Origin of the sequence: Shinella zoogloeoides, assembly GCF_033705735.1 — a bacterium.
Classification (GTDB): Bacteria; Pseudomonadota; Alphaproteobacteria; order Rhizobiales; family Rhizobiaceae; genus Shinella; species Shinella zoogloeoides_A.
Genome location: NZ_CP131130.1, coordinates 3297501 through 3318414, shown reverse-complemented (window position 1 = coordinate 3318414; position 20914 = coordinate 3297501). Strand labels below are relative to the sequence as shown.

General features: G+C 65.3%; 15 protein-coding genes, 1 tRNA gene and 2 rRNA genes (1 of these 18 running past the window's edge). 4 read left to right on the top strand and 14 right to left on the bottom strand.

Annotation, left to right across the window (positions count from 1 at the left end; translation table 11 throughout):
- Positions 1-7 precede the first annotated feature (7 nt).
- Entirely contained in the window at positions 8-1795 is a 1788-nt protein-coding gene (gene gcl, locus ShzoTeo12_RS16340) for a glyoxylate carboligase (protein ID WP_318910433.1), read from the bottom strand.
- Between the two features lie 165 nt (positions 1796-1960).
- On the opposite strand from gcl, the gene bhcR reads away from it, so the two are divergent.
- Entirely contained in the window at positions 1961-2788 is an 828-nt protein-coding gene (bhcR, locus tag ShzoTeo12_RS16335; protein ID WP_119257205.1) for an HTH-type transcriptional regulator BhcR, read from the top strand.
- A gap of 58 nt (positions 2789-2846) precedes the next feature.
- Here the strand turns inward: bhcR and guaD are convergent, their stop codons facing one another.
- Both guaD and ShzoTeo12_RS16325 read right to left on the bottom strand, forming a co-directional pair.
- Positions 2847-4190, bottom strand: a complete 1344-nt coding sequence (gene guaD / locus ShzoTeo12_RS16330) for a guanine deaminase (protein WP_318910432.1) — start codon at positions 4188-4190, stop codon at positions 2847-2849.
- Positions 4187-5428, bottom strand: coding sequence for a urate hydroxylase PuuD (locus tag ShzoTeo12_RS16325; RefSeq protein WP_119257203.1), 1242 nt, complete (start codon positions 5426-5428; stop codon positions 4187-4189). Before ShzoTeo12_RS16325 ends, guaD begins: the two co-directional genes overlap by 4 nt.
- 140 nt (positions 5429-5568) lie before the next feature.
- Between ShzoTeo12_RS16325 and ShzoTeo12_RS16320 the strand changes: the two genes are divergently transcribed.
- Positions 5569-6516, top strand: a complete 948-nt coding sequence (locus ShzoTeo12_RS16320) for a LysR family transcriptional regulator (RefSeq protein WP_318910431.1) — start codon at positions 5569-5571, stop codon at positions 6514-6516.
- Here the strand turns inward: ShzoTeo12_RS16320 and xdhC are convergent.
- Genes xdhC through uraH form a run of 4 tightly spaced genes read right to left on the bottom strand, consistent with a single transcriptional unit; the run spans position 6506 to position 11570 of the window.
- Positions 6506-7354, bottom strand: a complete 849-nt coding sequence (xdhC, locus tag ShzoTeo12_RS16315; protein ID WP_119257201.1) for a xanthine dehydrogenase accessory protein XdhC — start codon at positions 7352-7354, stop codon at positions 6506-6508. The genes ShzoTeo12_RS16320 and xdhC overlap by 11 nt on opposite strands.
- Positions 7355-7358: 4 nt before the next feature.
- The gene (gene xdhB / locus ShzoTeo12_RS16310; protein ID WP_318910429.1) at positions 7359-9713 is read right to left on the bottom strand and encodes a xanthine dehydrogenase molybdopterin binding subunit; all 2355 of its coding nucleotides are present in this window, start codon (positions 9711-9713) and stop codon (positions 7359-7361) included.
- Positions 9714-9716: 3 nt separating this feature from the next.
- Entirely contained in the window at positions 9717-11201 is a 1485-nt protein-coding gene (gene xdhA, locus ShzoTeo12_RS16305) for a xanthine dehydrogenase small subunit (RefSeq protein ID WP_318910428.1), read from the bottom strand.
- A 3-nt stretch (positions 11202-11204) separates the two neighbouring features.
- Positions 11205-11570, bottom strand: coding sequence for a hydroxyisourate hydrolase (gene uraH, locus ShzoTeo12_RS16300; protein ID WP_318910427.1), 366 nt, complete (start codon positions 11568-11570; stop codon positions 11205-11207).
- 160 nt (positions 11571-11730) lie between these two features.
- Between uraH and puuE the strand changes: the two genes are divergently transcribed.
- Together puuE and ShzoTeo12_RS16290 are read left to right on the top strand one after the other, a co-directional pair.
- Complete coding sequence (gene puuE, locus ShzoTeo12_RS16295; RefSeq protein WP_318910426.1) at positions 11731-13149, top strand: allantoinase PuuE; 1419 nt, start codon at positions 11731-11733, stop codon at positions 13147-13149.
- A gap of 121 nt (positions 13150-13270) precedes the next feature.
- Positions 13271-13756, top strand: a complete 486-nt coding sequence (locus ShzoTeo12_RS16290) for an ureidoglycolate lyase (protein ID WP_318910425.1) — start codon at positions 13271-13273, stop codon at positions 13754-13756.
- Between the two features lie 352 nt (positions 13757-14108).
- Here the strand turns inward: ShzoTeo12_RS16290 and ShzoTeo12_RS16285 are convergent, their stop codons facing one another.
- The 7 genes from ShzoTeo12_RS16285 to ShzoTeo12_RS16255 all read right to left on the bottom strand — a co-directional run.
- A complete protein-coding gene (locus ShzoTeo12_RS16285; protein WP_119257195.1) occupies positions 14109-15401 on the bottom strand; it encodes an NCS2 family permease in 1293 nt (430 codons plus the stop codon).
- A 234-nt stretch (positions 15402-15635) separates the two neighbouring features.
- A complete protein-coding gene (locus ShzoTeo12_RS16280; protein WP_318910424.1) occupies positions 15636-16094 on the bottom strand; it encodes a YbaK/EbsC family protein in 459 nt (152 codons plus the stop codon).
- Between the two features lie 55 nt (positions 16095-16149).
- A complete protein-coding gene (locus ShzoTeo12_RS16275) occupies positions 16150-17547 on the bottom strand; it encodes a DUF2793 domain-containing protein (protein WP_318910422.1) in 1398 nt (465 codons plus the stop codon).
- Positions 17548-17701: 154 nt separating this feature from the next.
- Entirely contained in the window at positions 17702-19444 is a 1743-nt protein-coding gene (gene araD, locus ShzoTeo12_RS16270; RefSeq protein ID WP_318910421.1) for an L-arabinonate dehydratase, read from the bottom strand.
- Between the two features lie 297 nt (positions 19445-19741).
- A tRNA-Met gene (locus tag ShzoTeo12_RS16265) sits at positions 19742-19818 on the bottom strand.
- Between the two features lie 94 nt (positions 19819-19912).
- Positions 19913-20027 (bottom strand): 5S ribosomal RNA (rrf, locus tag ShzoTeo12_RS16260).
- A gap of 120 nt (positions 20028-20147) precedes the next feature.
- A 23S ribosomal RNA gene (locus ShzoTeo12_RS16255) occupies positions 20148-20914 on the bottom strand (it continues 2030 nt past the right edge of the window).

The following is a 20914-nucleotide window of genomic DNA, read 5'->3' as shown; positions in this document are numbered from 1 at the left end:
CTCTAACTCAATCCAGCAGGGCGGCCAGCGTTGCCGTCGGCGCATCCTCGCCGCGTTCTGCCAGTTCCTCGAACTCGACGACAGCGTTGATATCGGCGCCCATGGCGATATTCGTGACGCGCTCGAGGATGAACTCGATGACGACGGGAACCTGATGCTCCTTCATCAGCTTCTGCGCCGTGTTGAAGGCTTCCTGGAACTCGTTGGCGCTGCGGACACGGATCGCCTTGCAGCCGAGGCCTTCGGCGACCGCGACGTGATCGACGCCGTAGCCGGCTTCCGAGTCGGCATTCGCGTTGATGTTGTCGAAGGCGAGCGAGACTTCGAAGTCCATGTTGAAGCCGCGCTGGGCCTGCCGGATGAGGCCGAGATACGAGTTGTTCACGACCACATGCAGGTAGGGCAGCTTGTGCTGGGCGCCGACCGCAAGCTCCTCGATGAGGAACTGGAAGTCGTAGTCACCCGACAGCGCGACGATCGGACGGTCCGGGTCGGCGGCGCGCACGCCGAGCGCTGCCGGCAGCGTCCAGCCGAGCGGGCCGGCCTGGCCGCAATTGATCCAGTTGCGCGGCTTGTAGACATGCAGGAACTGCGCGCCGGCGATCTGGCTGAGGCCGATGGTCGAGACGTAGCAGGTGTCGCGGTCGAAGGCCTTGTTCATCTCCTCGTAGACGCGCTGGGGCTTCAGCGGCATCTGGTCGAAATGGGTCTTGCGCAGCATGGTGCGCTTGCGCTCGCGGCATTCGCCGGCCCAGCCGGACCAGTCGCGCAGCTTGCCCGCCGCCTTCCATTCCGTGGCGACCTCGACGAAGACTTGCAGGGCGGCGCCGGCATCGGAGACGATGCCGAAATCCGGCGTGAAGACGCGGCCAATCTGCGTCGGCTCGATGTCGACGTGGATGAACTTGCGGCCTTCCGTATAGGTCGGGATATTGCCGGTGTGGCGGTTTGCCCAGCGGTTGCCGATGCCGAAGACGAAGTCCGAGGCAAGCAGCGTGGCATTGCCGTAGCGGTGCGAGGTCTGCAGGCCGCACATGCCGGCCATCAGCGGGTGATCGTCCGGGATGACGCCCCAGCCCATCAGGGTCGGGATGACGGGAACGCCGGTGATTTCCGCAAGCTCGACCAGAAGGTCCGAGGCATCCGCATTGATGATGCCGCCGCCGGCGACGAGCAGCGGGCGCTCGGATTCATTGAGCATGGTGAGCGCCTTCTCGGCCTGGGCGCGGGTCGCGGCCGGCTTGTAGGGCGTCAGAGGCTCGTATGCATCGATATCGAACTCGATCTCCGCAAGCTGGACATCGATCGGCAGGTCGATGAGGACCGGGCCGGGGCGGCCGGAGCGCATCGTATGGAACGCCTTCTGGAAGACGTAAGGCACGAGGCCCGGCTCCATGACCGTGACGGCCCATTTGGTGACGGGCGCAGCGATCTTGGCGATGTCGACCGCCTGGAAGTCTTCCTTGTCGAGGCGGGCGCGCGGCGCCTGGCCAGTGATGCAGAGGATCGGGATCGAATCGGCGGAAGCCGAATAGAGGCCGGTGATCATGTCAGTGCCGGCGGGGCCGGACGTGCCGATGCAAAGGCCGATATTGCCGGCACGGGCACGGGTATAGCCTTCGGCCATGTGGCTTGCGCCCTCGACATGGCGGGCCAGGATGTGGCGGACCGAGCCGCGCGCCTTCAGCGCCGAATAGAAGGGATTGATCGCAGCGCCCGGAACGCCGAAGGCACAATCGATGCCTTCCTTCTCCAGAACCAGCACCGCCGCATCGACAGCACGCATTTTAGCCATGGGTTTTCCTCCGTCTCTCGAGAAGGAAGGTAGCGCATCCGCGTTTCGGCGCAATCATAAAATGGAAATCAATCCCATTATACGGAAATAAACATTTTCAACGAAACTGGAACAATCGCTCCGGGCCGGCTATGGGAATGGCAAGGCAGGCAGGAGAAGACCATCATGGCAGAGCATCAGGAAAAGACGCGCGGACGGCCCGGCCGGAAGCCGGCGGAAAATGCGGCGCCGTCCTCGGTGCAGGTGCTCGACCGGAGCCTGAAGCTGCTCGATCTGGTGGCGGCAGCCGACGGCGCGGCGCTGACGGACCTTGCGGACGCTTCCGGCATGGCGCCCTCCACCGTGCACCGGCTGCTCACCTCGCTCGCCCAGCACGGCATGGTGACGCATGACGGGGAGACCGGCGCGTGGACGATCGGCGTCAAGGCCTTCGAGATCGGCACCGCCTATCTGCGCTTCCGCAAGCTCGGCACGATCAGCCGGCCGTTCCTCAAGCAATTGATGGAGGGCTGCGGCGAGACCGCCAATATCGCCATCGAGGATGACGGCGACGTCGTCTTCATCTCGCAGGTCGAAAGCCATGCGCCGATGCGCGCCTTCTTCCGCCCCGGCCGGCGCGGGCCGATCCATGCTTCCGGCATCGGCAAGGCGATTCTCTCGACCTGGCCCGACGCCCGGATCGAAGCGCTGCTTACCGGCCGCACGCTGCAGCATTTCACCGACAAGACCCGCGATACGATCCCGACGTTGCTGGAGGATATCGGCAGGATCCGCGCCCGCGGCTGGTCGATCGACGACGAGGAGCACACGCTCGGCATGCGCTGCGTGGCGGCGCCGATCTTCGACGAATATGGCGAGGCGGTTGCCGGCATCTCGGTGTCCGGCCCGGCGGTGCGGCTTCCCGACAGCAAGGTGGACGCCTTCGGCCCCGTGGTTCGCGCGGCGGCGGAGGGCGTGACGCGGGCGATGGGCGGACGGCTCGGGACCAAATGAAACGCCGCCGCATCCTCTCGAATGCGGCGGCGTGGATATGCTCGGCGATGGCCTGCGGTCAGGCCGTTTCGAGCAGACGGCTTGCGGCCGCCGCGCGCTTTGCGCCCTTGCCCTTCATCGCCTTGCCGGCGACATAGACTTCGGCAACGCAGCGGTCGTCGCCCATGGTCTGGAGGATGAAGAGCTCCTCCAGTAGCGATTTCGCCGTGCGCATGCGGTATTCCATCGCCGTCTTGGCGCTCGAATCGAGCACGACGATATCCGCATCCGCCCCGGCATGGAGCGAGCCGATATGCTTCTCCAGCCCGAGCGCGCGGGCATTGCCGAGCGTCATGCGGTAGAAGGAATTGAACGGCGTCAGCTTCTGGCCGCGAAGGTGCAGCACCTTGTAGGCCTCGTCCATCGTCTCCAGCATGGAGAAGCTGGTGCCCGCGCCGACATCCGTCGCCACCGACCAGCGCGCGCCGGCCTTGTCGAAACGGTCGCGGTCGAAGAGGCCGGACCCCAGGAAGAGGTTCGACGTCGGGCAGAAGACGCCGACGCTGCCGGTCTCGGCGAGCACGCCGATTTCCCGGTCGCTGAGATGGATGCAATGGCCGAGCAGCATGCGCTCGTTCAGGAGACCATAGCGGGCGTAGATGTCCGTATAGTCCTTGGCGTCCGGATAGAGCGAGGTCGCGAAGGCGATCTCGTCGTGGTTTTCCGAAAGGTGGGTCTGGACATAGCAGGTCGGATTTTCGGCGACGAGCGCCTGGCTCATCTCCATCTGCTCCGGCGTCGAGGTGATGGCGAAGCGCGGGCTGATCGCATAATGCGCGCGGCCGCGGCCGTGCCATTTCCCGATCAGCGCCTTCGTCTCGTCATAGCCCTTCTGCGGCGTGTCTCGCAGCGCGTCGGGCGCGTTGCGGTCCATCATCACCTTGCCGCCGACCATGCGCATGCCGCGCGCCTCGGCCGCCGAGAAATAGGCGTCGACGCTCTCGGGATGCACCGAGCAATAGGCAACGGCGGTGGTGGTGCCGTTCGACAGAAGCTCGTCGAAGAAGCGGTCCGCCACGGCGCCCGCATGGGCGGCGTCGGCGAATTTCTGCTCCTCGACGAAGATGTAGGTGTTCAGCCATTCGAGAAGCTGCGCACCGTAGGAAGCGATGGCCTGGGTCTGCGGGAAGTGCAGATGCGTATCGATAAGGCCCGGCAGAACGAGGTTCGGCCGGTGATCGGCCACCTCGACATCCGCGCCGGCGAGTTTGCTGATGACAGCATGATCGCCCGTGTCCACCACCTTCCCGCCACGCACGAGGACGGCACCGTCCTCGAAGTAGCGGTAGGCAGCCGTGTCGTCGATGCCCTGCGGCTCGGCGACGAAGGTCAGCACCCGTCCGCGGATCAGGAGATCGCTCATTGCGTCTTCTCCCCGCTGACGGCGCTTTCGTACCAGGCGACGAAGAGCTTGCGCTCCTCGTCGGAGACCTGCGTGACGTTTGCCGGCGGCATGGCATGCGAGCGGCCGGCCTGCAGGTAGATTTCACGCGCGTGGTTGGCGATATCGTGGTCCGTTTCGAGAACCACGCCCTTCGGCGGCGCGATCAGGCCTTCCCAGCCGGGCTCCTTGGCATGGCACATGGAGCAGCGGCCGAGCACCGTGTCGCGCACCTTCGGGAAGGCTTCCGCCGTCATGAAGGGCTGCGCGGTCGCGGAAACCTTCGCGTCGGCCGTCTCGCCCGTCAGAATCTTCGGCACCGTGGAGAGCCACATGATGGCGACGAAGAGCAGGGCCGTGGCGAGCCAGGTCCAGGTCGGGTTGCCGGCATTGGCGTGGCGGGTGTTGAAGTAATGGCGGATGGTGACGCCCATCAGGAAGACGAGCGAGGCGATGATCCAGTTGAACTGCGTGCCGAAAGCCAGCGGATAGTGGTTCGACAGCATGAGGAACAGCACCGGCAGCGTCAGGTAGTTGTTGTGCGTGGAGCGCTGCTTGGCGATCTTGCCGTATTTCGGATCGGGCGTGCGGCCGGCGATGAGGTCGGCGACGACGATGCGCTGGTTCGGCATGATGATGAAGAAGACGTTCGCCGACATGATCGTCGCCGTGAAGGCGCCGAGATGCAGGAACGCCGCGCGGCCCGTGAAGAGCTGCGTATAGCCCCAGGCGACGACGACCAGGATGAAATAGAGCGCCACCATGAGCCGCGTGTTGTCGTTACCGAAGGGCGACTTGCAGATCAGGTCGTACATGATCCAGCCGAAGCCGAGCGAGCCGAGCGAGATGGCGATCGCCACCGGCTTGGAAACGTTCAGCACGTTCGGATCGATGAGGTAGAGGTCGGCGCCCGCGTAATAGACGAGACAGAGCATGCCGAAGCCGGAGAGCCAGGTGGCGTAGCTTTCCCATTTGAACCAGACGAGGTGCTCGGGCATCTTGGCCGGCGCGACGAGATACTTCTGGATGTGGTAGAAGCCACCGCCATGGACCTGCCATTCCTCACCATGGGCGCCCGGCGGCAGATCGGGATGCTTCTTCAGGCCCAGGTCGAGGGCGACGAAATAGAATGACGAGCCGATCCAGGCGATCGCCGTGATGACGTGCAGCCAGCGGACGGCGAACATGACCCAGTCCCAGGCAATGGCGTATTCGTACATAGGGACCTCCTCCCATTTTCCATGGGCTTGTTTGCCATCAAGTGATTTTCCCGGAAATCCCGGTGAATCACCAACACTTTCAAAAAAAACTAAAAGATGAAGCCCACTTTGCTCCATACGCCGATGTGGTAGAAAGGGCCATGTCCTATCTCGATAATGTACGCGTCTTCGTTCGCGTGGTCGAACTCGGTACGCTTTCCGCGGCAGGGCGCGACCAGCGCGTCACCCCTGCGGTCGCCAGCAATCGCATCAAGGAGCTGGAGCGCCATCTCGGCGTGCGCCTCTTCAACCGCACCACGCGCAAGCTCTCGCCGACCGAGCACGGCCGCGTCTTCTACGAGGGCGCGGTGAAGATCATCGAGGCGGTGAACGAGGCGGAAGCGGCCATCGCGGACCTTTCGCGCAACCCCAAGGGGTCGCTGCGCATCACCGCTCCGCTCGGCATCGGCCGCCGGCTCATCGCCTCGGGCATTCCCGAATTCCACGACAAGTATCCCGACATCGAGGTGCGCGTGCGCCTGTCGGACCACAATGTCGACATCCTCGCCGAGGGCGTGGATGTCGCCTTCAAGCTCGGCGTGCTGGAGGATTCGAACCTGCGCATGCGCGGCATCCTCAAATGCGAGCGCGTGCTCTGCGCCTCGCCCGCCTATCTGGCGCGCCGCGGCATGCCCGCGAATGCAGACGCGTTAATCACCGACAAGCACGACTGTCTCCTGCTGCGCTATCCCGGCTCGAAGGAATATTTCTGGACGCTGGTGACGCCCGAAGGCCCGCGCAAGTTCGAGGTCGCCGGCCCCTATGACAGCGACGACGGCGACGTGCTCACCCAATGGGCGCTGGAGGACCGCGGCATCATCAACAAGCCGCGCTTCGAGGTGAACAGCCACCTGAAGGACGGAAGGCTCATCGAAATCCTGAAGGACAGCCCGCCCGCCTCCGTGCAGCTCGCCGCGATCTACCCGCACAAGCGCTTCCAGGACCCGAAGGTCCGCCTGATGATCGACTTCATGGCCGAGCGCTGTCAGCGGCTGATCGGCAGGCTGCTCGACGAGGAGCCGGCGGCGCTCGAGGAAACTATCGACTGAACGTTTCGGCAGCCTTCACCTGCTCCGCAGTCCATGACAGCGCGGCCGTCATGATCTCGGCGGCGGCAAGCGTGGCGATGACGGCGGGGCGCTTGTCCTTGAGGGCGGTGCCGCCGATGGGGCAGACGAGCTTTTCGAAGAGGCCGGGCGAACCGCTTTCGCGCGACAGCCAGTTGCGGAAGGTGGCACGCTTCGTCTTCGAGCCGATCATGCCGACATAGGCGGCATCCGTGCGCCTCAGCGCCTCGGCGGCGATGAGGAAATCGAGCGCGTGGTCATGGGTGAGGATCACGAAGCTGCTGCCGGCGGGCGCATCGCGCACCACGGCCTCGGGCATGGGGGTGAGGCACGTCTCGATGCGCGGCACCGTGGAGGCCATCAGCTCGTCCTCCCGCGTATCCACGAGGATGACGCGCAGCGGCGCGAGCGAGAGCGCCATGGCGAGCGCATCGCCGACATGGCCCGCGCCGAAGACATAGACATGCGGGCGCGCCGCCATTTCCCGCTCGCTGCGGGCGACGAGGTCGCTTGCCAGCGAAGGCCCGACCGCGGTGAAAGCAAGGCCGACCCTGCCGCCGCAGCACTGGCCGATCTCCGGGCCGAGCGGCACGTTCATCGGCTCGGCGGCAAGGCCGGAGCGCAGCGCCCGCCTTGCCTGGTCGATGGCCATGTATTCAAGCTGCCCGCCGCCGATCGTCGCGAAGATCGCCCGCTCGGAGACGAGCATCCAGGCATCGGTGTCGCGCGGCGTGGAGCCCGCGGCTCCCGTCACCTCGACAAGGATGACCGCTCGCTCGCGGCGAAGGAAATCCCTGATATCTTCGCGCGCGACAGGCATCGTTTCACCCCTTTTTACCGGCTTTCAGCCGCTCGATGGCCATCAGCACGCGCTCGGGCGTCGCGGGAGCATCGAGCTTCGGGCAGACCTTGTGATCCGCCACGCTCGCCACCGCATCCGACAGGGCATGCAGCACGGAAAGACCCAGCGGCAGCGGCGGTTCGCCGACCGCCTTGGAGCGGTGGATCGTCGGCTCGTAGGCTTCCGACCAGTCGGTAAGCGCCACGTTGAAGATCTTCGGGCGGTCCGAGGCGAGCGGGATCTTGTAGGTGGAGGGCGCGTGGGTACGCAGCCGCCCCTTGCCGTCCCACCACAATTCCTCCGTCGTCAGCCAGCCCATGCCCTGGATGAAGCCGCCCTCGACCTGACCGATGTCGATGATCCGGTTCAGCGAGCGGCCGGTATCGTGCAGGATATCGGTGCGCTCGACGACATATTCGCCGGTCAGCGTATCGACGGACACTTCGGAGCAGGCCGCGCCATAGGCGTAGTAGTAGAAGGCGTGGCCGCGGCCCTTGGAGCGGTCCCAGTGGATCTTCGGCGTCTTGTAGAAGCCGGCCGCCGAGAGCTGGACGCGCGCCATATAGGCCTGCTTGACCAGATCGTTGAAGGCGATCTCGGCATTGCCGATGCGCACCCGGTTGGGCAGGAAGACGACCTGGTCGCGCGGGACCTGATGGCTTTCCGCGGCAAAATCGATCAGCCGGTCCTTGATCTGGCGGGCGGCATTCTGCGCCGCCATGCCGTTGAGGTCGGCGCCCGAGGAGGCGGCGGTCGGCGAGGTGTTGGGCACCTTGGCGGTGGTCGTCGCGGTGATCTTCACCCGGTCGAGATCGATCTGGAACTCTTCCGCCACGACCTGCGCCACCTTCAGATGCAGGCCCTGGCCCATTTCCGTGCCGCCATGGTTCATGTGCACGGAGCCGTCCGTATAGACATGCACCAGCGCGCCGGCCTGGTTGGATTCGGTTTTGGTGAAGGAGATGCCGAACTTGACCGGTGTCAGCGCGATGCCGCGCTTGACGATGCGGCTCCCGGCGTTGAATTCGGCGATCGCCTTGCGGCGGCCGGCATAGTCGGCGCTCTGCTCCAGCTCGGCGACGATGCGCTGGATGATGCAGTCCTCGACCTTCTGGTGATAGGGCGTGAGGTTGCGGGTGCCCTCGACGCCGATCTCGTCGTAGAAATTCAGCTTGCGGATCTCGAGCGGGTCCTTGCCGACGGCGAAGGCCACCTCGTCGATGACGCGCTCGGCGCCCACCATGCCCTGCGGGCCGCCAAAGCCGCGGAAGGCGGTGTTCGAGACCGTGTTGGTATGCAGCAGCGCCGTCTTGGCATGGACATGCGGGAAGAAATAGGCGTTGTCGCAGTGGAACAGCGCCCGGTCGCCCACCGGGCCGGACAGGTCGGCCGAAAAGCCGGCACGAAGCGCGAAGGTATAGTCCACGGCGAGGATGCGGCCCTCCTCGTCGAAGCCGACATCGTAGTCGATGGCGAAGTCGTGCCGCTTGCCGGTGGCGACCATGTCCTCGTCGCGGTCGAGCCGTACCTTCACGGCGCGGTTCAGCTTCTTGGCGGCGATGGCGGCGAGCGCCGCGCACTGGTTCGCCTGCGTTTCCTTGCCGCCGAAGCCGCCGCCCATGCGGCGCACTTCCACCGCCACGGCATGGCTCGGCACGCCGAGCGCATGGGCGATCATGTGCTGCGTCTCGCTCGGCCCCTGGGTCGAGCAATGGACCATGACCTCGTCGTCCTCGCCCGGTACGGCGAGCGAGACCTGGCCTTCGAGATAGAAATGGTCCTGCCCGCCGAGCCGCATGCGGCCCTTCACGCGGCGCGGGGCGCCGTCGAGCGCGGTGGCCGCATCGCCGCGCTTCAGCGTCAGCGGCGGAAAGACCTGGCGGTGGGTGGACTGGTCGAGATCCCAGATGTCGATATCGGCCGGCAGTTCCTCATATTCGATCTTCGCGAGCCGGGCGGCGCGGCGGGCTTCCTCGCGCGTCTCGGCGATCACGCAGAAGATCGGCTGGCCGTGGAACTCCACCTTGCCGGCGGCAAGCACCGGATCGTCATGCATGCCCGAGGGCGAGATGTCGTTGACGCCGGGAATGTCCTCGTGCGTCAGCACCGCGACGACGCCGGGGGCGGCGCGCACCGCCGAGAGGTCGACGGATTTCAGGACGCCATGGGCGACGGTGGAGAGGCCGAGGCCGCCATGCAGCGTGCCGGCGGGCTCGGTGATGTCGTCGATATAGACGGCGGTGCCGGCGACATGCTTGTGGGCGGAGTCATGGCGGGGGCTGGAATGCACGCCGCCGGTGATCTTCTCGGCCTTGAGGTCGGTCGTATGCTTGTTCATGGCTCACGCTGCCTCGTATCGTTGCACCTGCGCGCTCGCCGCGCCGGATGTGGTTTCCACGAAGAACCGCAGAAGCAGGTTTCTCGCCGCCAGCGCACGATATTCGGCGGTCGCACGCATGTCGGTCAGCGGCGCGTAGTCTTCCGCGTATTTTTCCATGGCCGCTTCCACGGTCGCCTCGGTCCAGGGCTTCCCAAGGAGCGCGGCCTCAACGGCGAAGGCGCGCTTCGGCGTCGCCGCCATGCCGCCATAGGCGATCGTGATCGCCGCCACCGTGCCGTCGTCGGCAAGCGCCAGACGGAAGGCGCCGAGCGTCGCGGTAATGTCCTCGTCGCGGCGCTTGGTCACCTTGTAGATGGCCACCTTCTCGGAGGCCGCAGGCACCGGCACATGCACGGCCTCGACGAATTCGCCCGGCTGGCGGTCCTGCTTGCCATAGGCGATGAAGAAGTCCTGCAGGGAGATGGTGCGCCGTTCGGCGCCCTTGCGCAAGGTCAGCGTGCTGCCGAGCGCGATGAGCGCGGGGGGCGTATCGCCGATGGGCGAGCCGTTGGCGATGTTGCCGCCGATCGTACCCATGTTGCGCACCTGCTGACCGCCGATGCGGTGGATCAGGGGCTCCAGCACCGGAATATGCTGCGCGAGGACCGAGACCGCCTCGCTATAGGTGACGCCGGCGCCGATGGAGACCGTGCCGTCCTTCACCGTGATGGATTTCAGCTCATCGAGGCCGGCGATGAAGACCGCAGGCGCGATGTCGCGCATGTGCTTCGTCACCCAGAGGCCGACATCGGTGGAGCCGGCGACGACCGTCGCGTTCGGCGAGGCCTCCAGCACGGCGGCGAAGTCGTCGAGGCCGGCGGGAACGACGAAGCGGTGCTTGCCCTCGCCGATCTCGACGCGGGCGCCGTCGCGCAGGTCCTTGAGGCGGGCGATCATGGTCTCGCGCTCGGCCAGCAGCGGATCCTTGTCCGTGCCGCCATAGGACGAGATGGCGCGAGCGGCGCGCAGGATCGGCTCGTAGCCGGTGCAGCGACAGAGATTGCCTTGCAGGGCCGTCTCGATCTCGCGGTCGCTCGGGTTCGGCGTCGTCATCCAGAGCGCATAGAGCGACATGACGAAGCCCGGCGTGCAGAAGCCGCATTGCGAGCCGTGATAATCCACCATGGCCTGCTGCACGGGATGGAGGCGCCCGTCGGCGGCGGCCAGATGCTCGACCGTCACGACATGACAGCCGTCCAGCGAGCCGAGGAAGCGGATGCAGGCATTGACGCCCTCATAGACGAGCCCGCCTTCCGGCGTCAGGCGTCCCACCAGCACGGTGCAGGCGCCGCAGTCGCCTTCGGCGCAGCCTTCCTTCGTGCCTTTCAGCAGGCGGGAGAGGCGCAGCCAGTCGAGCAGGGTCTGGTCCGGCGCGACGTCGCGCAGGGACACGTCCTTGCCATTGAGGATGAAACGCAATTCCGAGCGGATCGTCACGGCCGCCATGGTTTAGCTCCCGCGGTAGGTGGAATAGCTGAAGGGCGAGACGAGAAGCGGTACATGGTAATGCGCGCCCTCGTCGGCAAGGCCGAAGCGGATTGGGATGATGTCGAGGAAGAGCGGGCCGTCGCCCGTGCGGCCGAGATAGTCGCCGGCATGGAAGCGCAGCTCGTAGGTGCCGGCCTTCATCGTCTCGCCCGACAGCAGCGGCGCGTCGCAGCGGCCGTCATCGTTCGTCTCGGTGGTCTTGAGGTGGCGGAACACATCGCCTTCGACCCGGTAGAGATCGATGCGCAGACCCTCCGCCGGCTTGCCGCGGGCGGTATCCAGAACGTGGGTCGTGAGCCGGCCGGCTCCGTGCGAATGAGACTGCATGTTTTCCTCCCGAGCACAATGCGCCTGCAATCACTATCCGCCAGCCCGTTTCCACTGAAAAGCAGAAAGATCGTTCGAGACTTTCAAATTTTCCGGGGGAATGGCACACGCGATTTTCGGGTTAGACATGCGCCATCGAAAACGTTTGGAGGAGCGTTCCATGCGATATCGCCGTGACATGCACGGATACGGAGAGACCCCGCCAAAGGCCGCATGGCCGGGCGAAGCGCGCGTCGCCGTTCAGTTCGTGCTGAATTACGAAGAGGGTGGGGAGAACTGCGTGCTGCATGGCGATGCGGCATCCGAAGCGTTCCTCTCCGAGATCGTCGGGGCCGCGCAATGGCCCGGCCAGCGCCACTGGAACATGGAATCGATCTACGAATACGGCGCCCGCGCCGGCTTCTGGCGCCTGCACCGGCTGCTGACGGAAAAGAGCGTTCCCGTGACGGTCTATGGCGTCGCGACCGCCCTCCGGCGCTCGCCCGCCCAGGTCGCCGCGATGCTCGAGGCCGGCTGGGAAATCGCCTCGCACGGCCTGAAATGGGTCGAGCACAAGGACATGAAGCCGGAGGAGGAGCGCGAGGCCATCGCCGAGGCGATCCGCCTGCACACGCTCGTCACCGGCGAGCGACCGCGCGGCTGGTATACGGGCCGCTGTTCGGTCAACACGGTCGATCTCGTCACCGAGGCCGGCGGCTTCGACTATATCTCCGACACCTATTCGGACGACCTGCCCTACTGGTACGAACATGGCGGCCGGCAGCAGCTGATCATTCCCTATACGCTCGATGCCAACGACATGCGCTTCGCCACGCCGCAGGGCTTCAATTCCGGCGACCAGTTCTTCAGCTACCTGAAGGATTCGTTCGACGCGCTCTATGCCGAAGGCACGTCGGGCAGTCCGAAGATGATGAGCATCGGCCTGCATTGCCGCCTGATCGGTCGGCCCGGCCGCGTCATGGCGCTCGCCCGCTTCATCGACTACGTCAGGAGCCACGAGAAGGTCTGGATCGCCCGGCGCGTCGACATCGCCGAGCACTGGGCGAAGACCCATCCGCCGCGCCTGCCCGCCGAGCGGCCGTCGCAGATGAGCGAGGAGGCCTTCGTCGAGCGCTTCGGCGGCATCTTCGAGCATTCCGACTGGGTGGCCCGCCGGGCATGGGCGGACGAGCTCTCGCCGGCGAACGACACGGCCGTCGGCCTTGCCGCCGCGCTCACCTTCCAGTTCCGCGCGGCGAGCGACGAGCAGCGGCTCGGCGTCCTCGTCGCCCACCCGGACCTTGCCGGCAAGCTGGCTGAGGCCAGGCGCCTGACGGCAAGCTCGACGGAGGAGCAGGCCTCCGCCGGCCTCGACGCGCTGACGGACGAGGAGCGGACACGCTTCACCGAACTCAACGAGCGCTATGTCATGAAATTCGGTTTCCCGTTCATCATCGCGGTGCGCGACAACACGAAGGCGAGCATCCTTGCGGCCTTCGAAAAGCGCATCGCGAACGACCGCGACACCGAATTCGCCACCGCCTGCCGCCAGGTGGAGCGGATCGCCCTGCTCCGGCTGAAGGCGCTGCTTCCCGCCTGAGCGGAATATGATAAACCTTGGCGAGACGGGGAGCCTCCCCACCCTGTCCCGCCGCAACGTTCACCAGCACGGCCTGTCGCCGGCAAGCGTATCCGGCCATTCCGGCCGAGGGAGGAAATCCATGAAGACCATCGAGATCAAACCGCTGACCCGCGAGGCTTTCGCGCCTTTCGGCCAGGTCATCGAACAGGACGGCGCCCACAATTTCCCGATCAATGCGGGCAAGTGCGTGCGCTACCACGACCTTGCGCATATCGAGACGACCGGCGAGAAGGCGCGGCCGATGATCAGCCTCCTGCGCGGCGAGCCCTATCCGCTGCCGCTGGAACTCAACATGGTCGAGCGGCATCCGCTCGGCAGCCAGGCCTTCATTCCGCTTAGCGACAGCACCTTCCTGGTGGTCGTCGCCGAGGAGACGGAGAACGGCCCGGCCGAGCCGATCGCCTTCCGCACCGCGCCGGGCCAGGGCGTCAATATCGGCCGGAACGTCTGGCACGGCATCCTGACCCCGCTCGACAAGCCCTCCGACTTCGCCGTGGTCGACCGCGGCGGCGAAGGCGTCAACCTCGAGGAGCATTTCTACGAGGAAGCGTTTCTGATCCGCTGAGACTTCCACCGGCCTCACGGATCTGCCGGCCCGCCTCCACGGGCCGGCTTTTTCGTATCCGGATTTTGTGAACCATGAAGGAACGGGCTGCGCGACGAGCGTGGCCCTTTCGTGTTCGGGGACCTTTACCCATCAACGTCATGCTCGGCCTTGGGCCGAGAACCCACCCGCGAGCGGGGGGTGGGTGGTCGGGTTAAACCCGACCATGACGGACGGGAGGTGGGCGGGCAGGTGCAGAGCGCGGAGGACGGTGCGGCGAGATCGCCGCTCCTGGCGATCTTTCTATCCTTACATCCCAAACGAAAAGGGCCGCGCTCGTCGCGCGGCCCTTTCCCGTCTTATGCGTCCCTTCCTATTCCGCGAAGAAAGCGAAGCGGATGACGAAGAGGATGGCGACGATGGCGGTTGCCGGGTGAATCTGGCGCCACTGACCGGTGAAGAGCTTCAGCACGACATAGCTGACGAAGCCGAAGGCAAGGCCGTTGGCGATGGAATAGGTGAAGGGCATGGCGAGCGCGGTGAGCGCGGCCGGAACCGCTTCCGTCAGTTCTTCCCAGTCGACTTCCGTCAGTTCGCGGATCATCAGGCCGGCGACGTAGAGCAGCGCCGGAGCCGTCGCGTAGCTCGGCACGGAGGCAGCGAGCGGCGAGATGAAGAGAGCGGCGAGGAACAGGATGGCGACGACGAAGGCGGTGAGGCCCGTGCGGCCGCCGGCCTGGACGCCCGAGGCGCTCTCGACATAGGCGGTGGTGCTGCTCGTGCCCATCAGCGAGCCGGCGACGATGGCCGTGCTGTCCGCGAGAAGCGCGCGGCCGAGACGGCTCTTCTGGCCTTCCTGGATGAGGCCGGCGCGCTTGGCGACGCCGATCAGCGTGCCCGTCGCGTCGAAGACCTCGACCAGCACGAAGACGAGGATGACATGCAGCAGGCCGCCATGCAGCGCGCCGACGATGTCGAGCTGCAGGAAGGTCGGCAGGATCGACGGCGGAGCCGAGACGATGCCGCGGAACTCGCTGACGCCGAAGATCCAGGAGAGGACCGTCACGACGAGGATGCCGATGAGGATGGCGCCGCGAACGCGCAGCGCATCGAGCACGGCGATGACGAAGAAGCCGAGGATCGCCAGAAGCGGGCCGGTCTGCTTGAGGTCGCCGAGGCCGACGAGGGTCGCCGGGTTGTCGACGACGATGCCGGAGCTCTTCAGAGCGATGATGCCGAGGAAGAGGCCGATACCGGCGGCAATCGCGCTTCTCAGCGAATGCGGGATGCCCTCGATCAGCCAGCTTCGCACGCCCGTCACCGTGAGGATGACGAAGATGGTGCCGGAGATGAAGACCGCGCCGAGCGCCTGCTGCCAGGTGAAGCCGAGCGCCGCCACGACGGTGAAGGCGAAGAAGGCGTTGAGGCCCATGCCGGGCGCCATGCCGATCGGCCAGTTGGCGACGAGCGCCATGACCATGGAGCCGAGCGCCGCGGCAAGACAGGTCGCGACAAAGACGGCGTCCCGGTCCATGCCCGTCGTCGACAGGATGTCCGGGTTGACGAAGATGATATAGGACATGGTGAGGAAGGTCGTCAGACCCGCGATCACTTCGGTGCGAACCGACGTGCCGTGCTCACTCAGCTTGAAAAGCTTTTCAAACATATTTTCTCCCCCTGGCGGACGCAGGTCGCGTCGCCGTGCGATAGATCCGGGCCAGATGCTCCTCCAGCAGCCCGTTCGCGGCTCCTTCCGCGCCTGTGCACGGCGGTCCGCAAGAGACGGGCCACCGGTGATCACAGCTTCGTTATATTGCGATTTCCCGTGCAACCGCGCCAGCCGGGGATTTCCCCGGATTTTAGCGAAACTCTTTCACGGCGGGCGGCGCCCGCCACCGCCTCAATCGCAGACATCGACCCATTGCCCGCCGACGAGACCCGCCATGCGGTCCGGCGCGATGCGAACCGCCGCATTGGTCGCACCGGCTGCCGGCACCACCTCGTCGAAGGCGCGCAGCGACACATCGCAATAGACCAGAAGCGCCGAGGGAAGGCCGAAGGGGCAGACGCCGCCGACCGGGTGGGAGGTCGCCGACACCACCTCTTCCGCGCCGAGCATGCGGGGCTTCGCGGAAAAACGGTCCTTGAACTTGCGGTTGCTCAGCCGCGCCGTGCCGGCCGCGACGATGAGCACGATCTCCTCGCCGACACGCAGGCAGATCGTCTTGGCGATCTGCGCGGGTTCGACGCCATGCGCCTCGGCGGCGAGCGGCACGGTCGCCGAGCTCTGCTCGGTGACGAGCACGTCGATATCGGGAGCATTCCGGGCGAAGAAGGTGCGGACGGATTCGAGCGACATGGCCTGTCATAACCAGACCGGCGGCCCCTATGCAAGAGCCGCCGCGTCGGTGCCGTCAGGCATAGATGCCGCCGGAGGGGGTGGTGCCCGCCGTCGAGCCGGGCAGGAAGGTCGCCGCCTTGCCGAAGGTGTTGACGACGCCGTTGGTCTCGGCAAGGTAGCGGCTGCCGGTGGCGCTGCCGACGATCACCGGGCTCGACAGCGACACGATGCCGGCATTGCGGGCCGCGACGAACTGGGTGAAGGCGGGGGTGCCGGTCAGCGTGAAGGTGCGCCCCTCCCCGGTGAGAAGGCCGGCGCCGATGTTCATGTGCCGGCGCGCACCGCCGTTGATGGTGTAATTCTCCTCCAGCACGATCCTGCACGGATTGTCGGAGAAGATGTGATCGGCATTCGCCCCGATCGCACCGAATTCCATCTTGCCGAGCCGAAGGGTGACGCCGTTGCCGACGGAAAGCCCGTGCACGAGGTCCGTCGCGATGGCGATGCGGATGCCGGAGACGCGGACCTGCGCGCCGTTGGAAAAGACGAGGCCGCCCGTGAAGACCACGGAGGCCGGCGTCGTCTCGTTGCCCTTGATGAAGAGCGTGCCGCCGCCGAGGAGCGGCCGGGCGACCATCGCCCCGGCGTAACTGCCGTCGGCAAGCTGGATGCTGACGTCATGGCTGGCGCAATCGAGCGCGTGCGCCGCGTCCACCGCCTTCTGCAGGGTGGCGAAGGGCGTGCCGGGCGTCAGGCCGTCATTGCCGTCGCTGCCGCCGGGCGCGACGTAATAGGTGCGGCTTGCGGAAAGCTGCGGGCGAAAGCCTTCCACGCCCGCGGGAAAGCGGACGCGCCCGGTCGCCGGGTCCGCCACCATGGCATCCACGAAGGACGCACCGTCCGCGCTCACCTTGACGCGGAAGGCATCGCTGCCGGCAAGCCCCATCTCGGCGCGGCCGGACCAGCCCGTCTGGAAGAGCAGCGAGGCCGTATCGCCGGCACTGGCCTTGTTGACCTTGATCTGGTGCCCCGCGCCCTCGTTGGTGAAGAGGGAGGCCGGCGCGGCGACGGCCAGCCGGTTCGTCGCATCCGCCGTCGCGTTGATGCCGATCCGGTCGGGCAGCACGATATCGAAGCCGGCGGGCGCCCAGTCGCCGTCCTTGAAGGCCAGCATGACATTCTCGTCGAGGACATAGGCAAGCCAGCCGGCGCGCGGCGGATAGAAGGTCCAGGCATCGTCCTGCCAGGCGGCGACCGCCTTCGCCTGGCCGGTCCAGGCGCCCGTCGCACCCGCCGGCACGAGATAGCGCTCGCCGCCCGCCGGGCTTGCCGGCGGGCTCGAAAGCGTGCGGCTCAGGACAGCGAGATGCAGGATCGCATCCAGCGCCTTGATCGCCTCGTTATGGGTGACGTGCTTCTGCGCCTGCGCGGGCAGGATATAGGGAAGGTTGAGGTTTTCGGTCGCGTCCATTTCGTCCGGCTCCAGTCCTGTCGGTTCGGGACGAGTATAGGAGGGCGGCGGAAGGCGGGGAAAACGCGACTTCGAAAAGCTTGCAACGGGGCGGCGGCCGGTGGAGGTGGCCGCCGCATTGGCAAAGGGCGATCCTACAGGATCGCCCGGCCGGTCAGTGCGAATCCTTCGGCACGGCATTGCCGCGGGCGCCGCGCAGGAAATCGAAGTCGGCGCCGGTATCGGCCCCGGTGACGTGGTCATGGTAGAGCATGCCGTAGCCGCTCGCGGGGCGCTCGACCGGGCTCTTCCATTCGGCAAGGCGGCGCTCGATCTCACCCTCCGGCACATCGAGATGCAGGCGCCGGTTGGGCACGTCGAGCTCGATGAAATCCCCGTCGCGCACGATGGCGAGCGGCCCACCGGCGGCGGCTTCCGGGCTGGTGTGCAGCACGACGGTGCCATAGGCAGTGCCGGACATGCGTGCATCGGAAATGCGCACCATGTCGGTAATGCCCTTCTTCAGCACCTTGGGCGGCAGGCCCATATTGCCGACCTCGGCCATGCCCGGATAACCGCGCGGACCACAGTTCTTCAGCACCATCACGCAGGTCTCGTCGATGTCGAGATCGGGATCGTTGATCTTGCGCTTGTAGTCGTCGATATCCTCGAAGACCACCGCGCGGCCGCGATGCACCATCAGCGAGGGGGTGGCGGCGGAGGGCTTCAGCACCGCACCCTTCGGCGCGAGGTTGCCCTTGAGAACGGCGATACCGCCGGCTTGCGCCAGCGCCTTCTCCGTCGGCAGGATGACATCCTCGTTCCAGTTGGTGACGTCCTTGACCTCGTCCCAGATCTTCTCGCCGGAAACGGTGAGCGCCTCCTTATGGAGGAGACCCGCCTCACCGAGGCGCTTCAGCACCACCGGCAGACCGCCCGCATAGAAGAACTCCTCCATGAGGTACTTGCCCGACGGCATGAGGTTGACGATGGTCGGCACGTCGCGGCCGAGGCGGTCCCAGTCGTCGAGCGTCAGATCGATACCGACACGGCCGGCGAGCGCCAGGAGGTGCACGACGGCATTGGTCGAGCCGCCGATGGCGCCGTTGGTGCGGATGGCGTTCTCGAAGGCTTCGCGGGTGAGGATGTCGGAGGGTTTCAGGTCGTCCTTGACCATCTGCACGATTCTCCGACCGGTGAGCTGCGCCATCACGCGTCGGCGGCTGTCGACGGCGGGGATAGCGGCATTGCCGGAAAGCGCCATGCCGAGGGCTTCCGCCATGGAGGCCATGGTGGAGGCCGTGCCCATCGTGTTGCAGGTGCCCGACGAGCGGCTCATCGCCTGCTCGGCCTCGAGAAAGTCCTCCTTGCTCATCGTGCCGGCCTTGATGGCCTCCGACATCTGCCAGAGCGCCGTGCCCGAACCGACGCGCTCACCGCGGAACCAGCCGTTCAGCATCGGCCCGCCGGTGACGACGATGGAAGGGATGTCGGTGGAGGCCGCACCCATCAGAAGCGAGGGCGTGGTCTTGTCACAGCCGACGAGCAGCACCGCGCCGTCGATCGGCTGGGCGCGCATCGTCTCCTCCACCGCGAGCGCGGCGAGGTTGCGGTACATCATGGCCGTCGGCCGGTAGGTGTTTTCCGAGGCCGAGAAAACCGGAACCTCCAGCGGGAAGCCACCCGCCTCCCAGACGCCCGCCTTCACCTTCTCGGCAAGCTCGCGCAGGTGGCCGTTACAGGGAGTGAGATCCGACCAGGTGTTGAGGATGCCGATCACCGGGCGCCCGTCGAACAGGTCGTGCGGGTAACCCTGGTTCTTCAGCCAGCCGCGGTGATAGATGTTGTCGCGCGAGGTGCCGCCGTACCACTCCTGCGAACGCAGCTTGCGCGGCCAGGGGGAGGGTTTGAATGTCATTGTCGTGCCTTGCTTTCTGTTCTGCGGGCGATGCGGAACGCGCGCTCGCGCGCAAATCGCCATCCTCCCTGTGATCCACAGGGAAGCGCGGAACTCACATAACAGTCAAATCATCAATCCGGATCGCTTCATATCAATAGCGTCATAATGACGTTGTCACTGAATTGGGACGACGAAAGCGCACTTCAGCTGGCGGCCTCACGCACGTCTACCGATATCGAGGCTGTGGTCGGCTGGGGTCTGATGTGGGCAACGCCAAAAGCCCCGAGACATTTCTGTCATCGGGGCTTTTGATATTGGTTGCGGGGGCAGGATTTGAACCTGCGGCCTTCAGGTTATGAGCCTGACGAGCTACCGGGCTGCTCCACCCCGCGTTATGTTTTTGCATGCAAAAGGGCCGCTTTGAGGGCGGCCCGATTTCGGCTTGGGCCGAGGATTGTTTTGAGAAGATTTGATTGCCTTTAGCAGACCTGGCAGCGACCTACTCTCCCGCGTCTTAAGACGAAGTACCATTGGCGCTGGGGCGTTTCACGGCCGTGTTCGGAATGGGAACGGGTGCAGCCACCCCGCCATAACCACCAGGTCGGCTAAGGGCAATCTTTTGAGAAGCTGGTAGAAGGCTTAGCCTTCGTTTGTCTTATTTTTGTGAACACGTCTGGCTTCATCGCCCTTTTTAAAGGGCCGATGAGCATGAACAATGAGAACGATCAAGCCAATCGAGCTATTAGTACCGGTAAGCTTCACACATTGCTGCGCTTCCACACCCGGCCTATCAACGTGGTCGTCTTCCACGGCTCTCAAGGGAATACTCGTTTTCAGGTTGGTTTCCCGCTTAGATGCCTTCAGCGGTTATCCATTCCATATATAGCTACCCTGCTATGCCCTTGGCAGGACAACAGGTCCACCAGAGATATGTCCATCCCGGTCCTCTCGTACTAGGGACAGATCCTGTCAATATCCTCCTACACCCACGGCAGATAGGGACCGAACTGTCTCACGACGTTCTGAACCCAGCTCACGTACCGCTTTAATTGGCGAACAGCCAAACCCTTGGGACCTGCTCCAGCCCCAGGATGCGATGAGCCGACATCGAGGTGCCAAACAACCCCGTCGATATGGACTCTTGGGGGTCATCAGCCTGTTATCCCCGGCGTACCTTTTATCCGTTGAGCGATGGCCCTTCCACGCGGGACCACCGGATCACTATGACCGACTTTCGTCTCTGCTCGACTTGTCAGTCTCGCAGTCAGGCGGGCTTATGCCATTGCACTCGACGACCGATTTCCGACCGGTCTGAGCCCACCATCGCGCGCCTCCGTTACTCTTTCGGAGGCGACCGCCCCAGTCAAACTACCCACCATACACGGTCCCGGATCCGGATAACGGACCGCGGTTAGACATCCATGACGATAAGGGTGGTATTTCAAGGATGGCTCCACAGAAACTGGCGTCCCTGCTTCAAGCCTACCA

Excerpts from the sequence above, each read along its gene's own strand:
- gcl (WP_318910433.1), bottom strand. The coding sequence starts at position 1,795 with ATGGCTAAAATGCGTGCTGTCGATGCGGCGGTGCTGGTTCTGGAGAAG.
- bhcR (WP_119257205.1), top strand. The coding sequence starts at position 1,961 with ATGGCAGAGCATCAGGAAAAGACGCGCGGACGGCCCGGCCGGAAGCCG.
- guaD (WP_318910432.1), bottom strand. The coding sequence starts at position 4,190 with ATGAGCGATCTCCTGATCCGCGGACGGGTGCTGACCTTCGTCGCCGAG.
- ShzoTeo12_RS16325 (WP_119257203.1), bottom strand. The coding sequence starts at position 5,428 with ATGTACGAATACGCCATTGCCTGGGACTGGGTCATGTTCGCCGTCCGC.
- ShzoTeo12_RS16320 (WP_318910431.1), top strand. The coding sequence starts at position 5,569 with ATGTCCTATCTCGATAATGTACGCGTCTTCGTTCGCGTGGTCGAACTC.
- xdhC (WP_119257201.1), bottom strand. The coding sequence starts at position 7,354 with ATGCCTGTCGCGCGCGAAGATATCAGGGATTTCCTTCGCCGCGAGCGA.
- xdhB (WP_318910429.1), bottom strand. The coding sequence starts at position 9,713 with ATGAACAAGCATACGACCGACCTCAAGGCCGAGAAGATCACCGGCGGC.
- xdhA (WP_318910428.1), bottom strand. The coding sequence starts at position 11,201 with ATGGCGGCCGTGACGATCCGCTCGGAATTGCGTTTCATCCTCAATGGC.
- uraH (WP_318910427.1), bottom strand. The coding sequence starts at position 11,570 with ATGCAGTCTCATTCGCACGGAGCCGGCCGGCTCACGACCCACGTTCTG.
- puuE (WP_318910426.1), top strand. The coding sequence starts at position 11,731 with ATGCGATATCGCCGTGACATGCACGGATACGGAGAGACCCCGCCAAAG.
- ShzoTeo12_RS16290 (WP_318910425.1), top strand. The coding sequence starts at position 13,271 with ATGAAGACCATCGAGATCAAACCGCTGACCCGCGAGGCTTTCGCGCCT.
- ShzoTeo12_RS16285 (WP_119257195.1), bottom strand. The coding sequence starts at position 15,401 with ATGTTTGAAAAGCTTTTCAAGCTGAGTGAGCACGGCACGTCGGTTCGC.
- ShzoTeo12_RS16280 (WP_318910424.1), bottom strand. The coding sequence starts at position 16,094 with ATGTCGCTCGAATCCGTCCGCACCTTCTTCGCCCGGAATGCTCCCGAT.
- ShzoTeo12_RS16275 (WP_318910422.1), bottom strand. The coding sequence starts at position 17,547 with ATGGACGCGACCGAAAACCTCAACCTTCCCTATATCCTGCCCGCGCAG.
- araD (WP_318910421.1), bottom strand. The coding sequence starts at position 19,444 with ATGACATTCAAACCCTCCCCCTGGCCGCGCAAGCTGCGTTCGCAGGAG.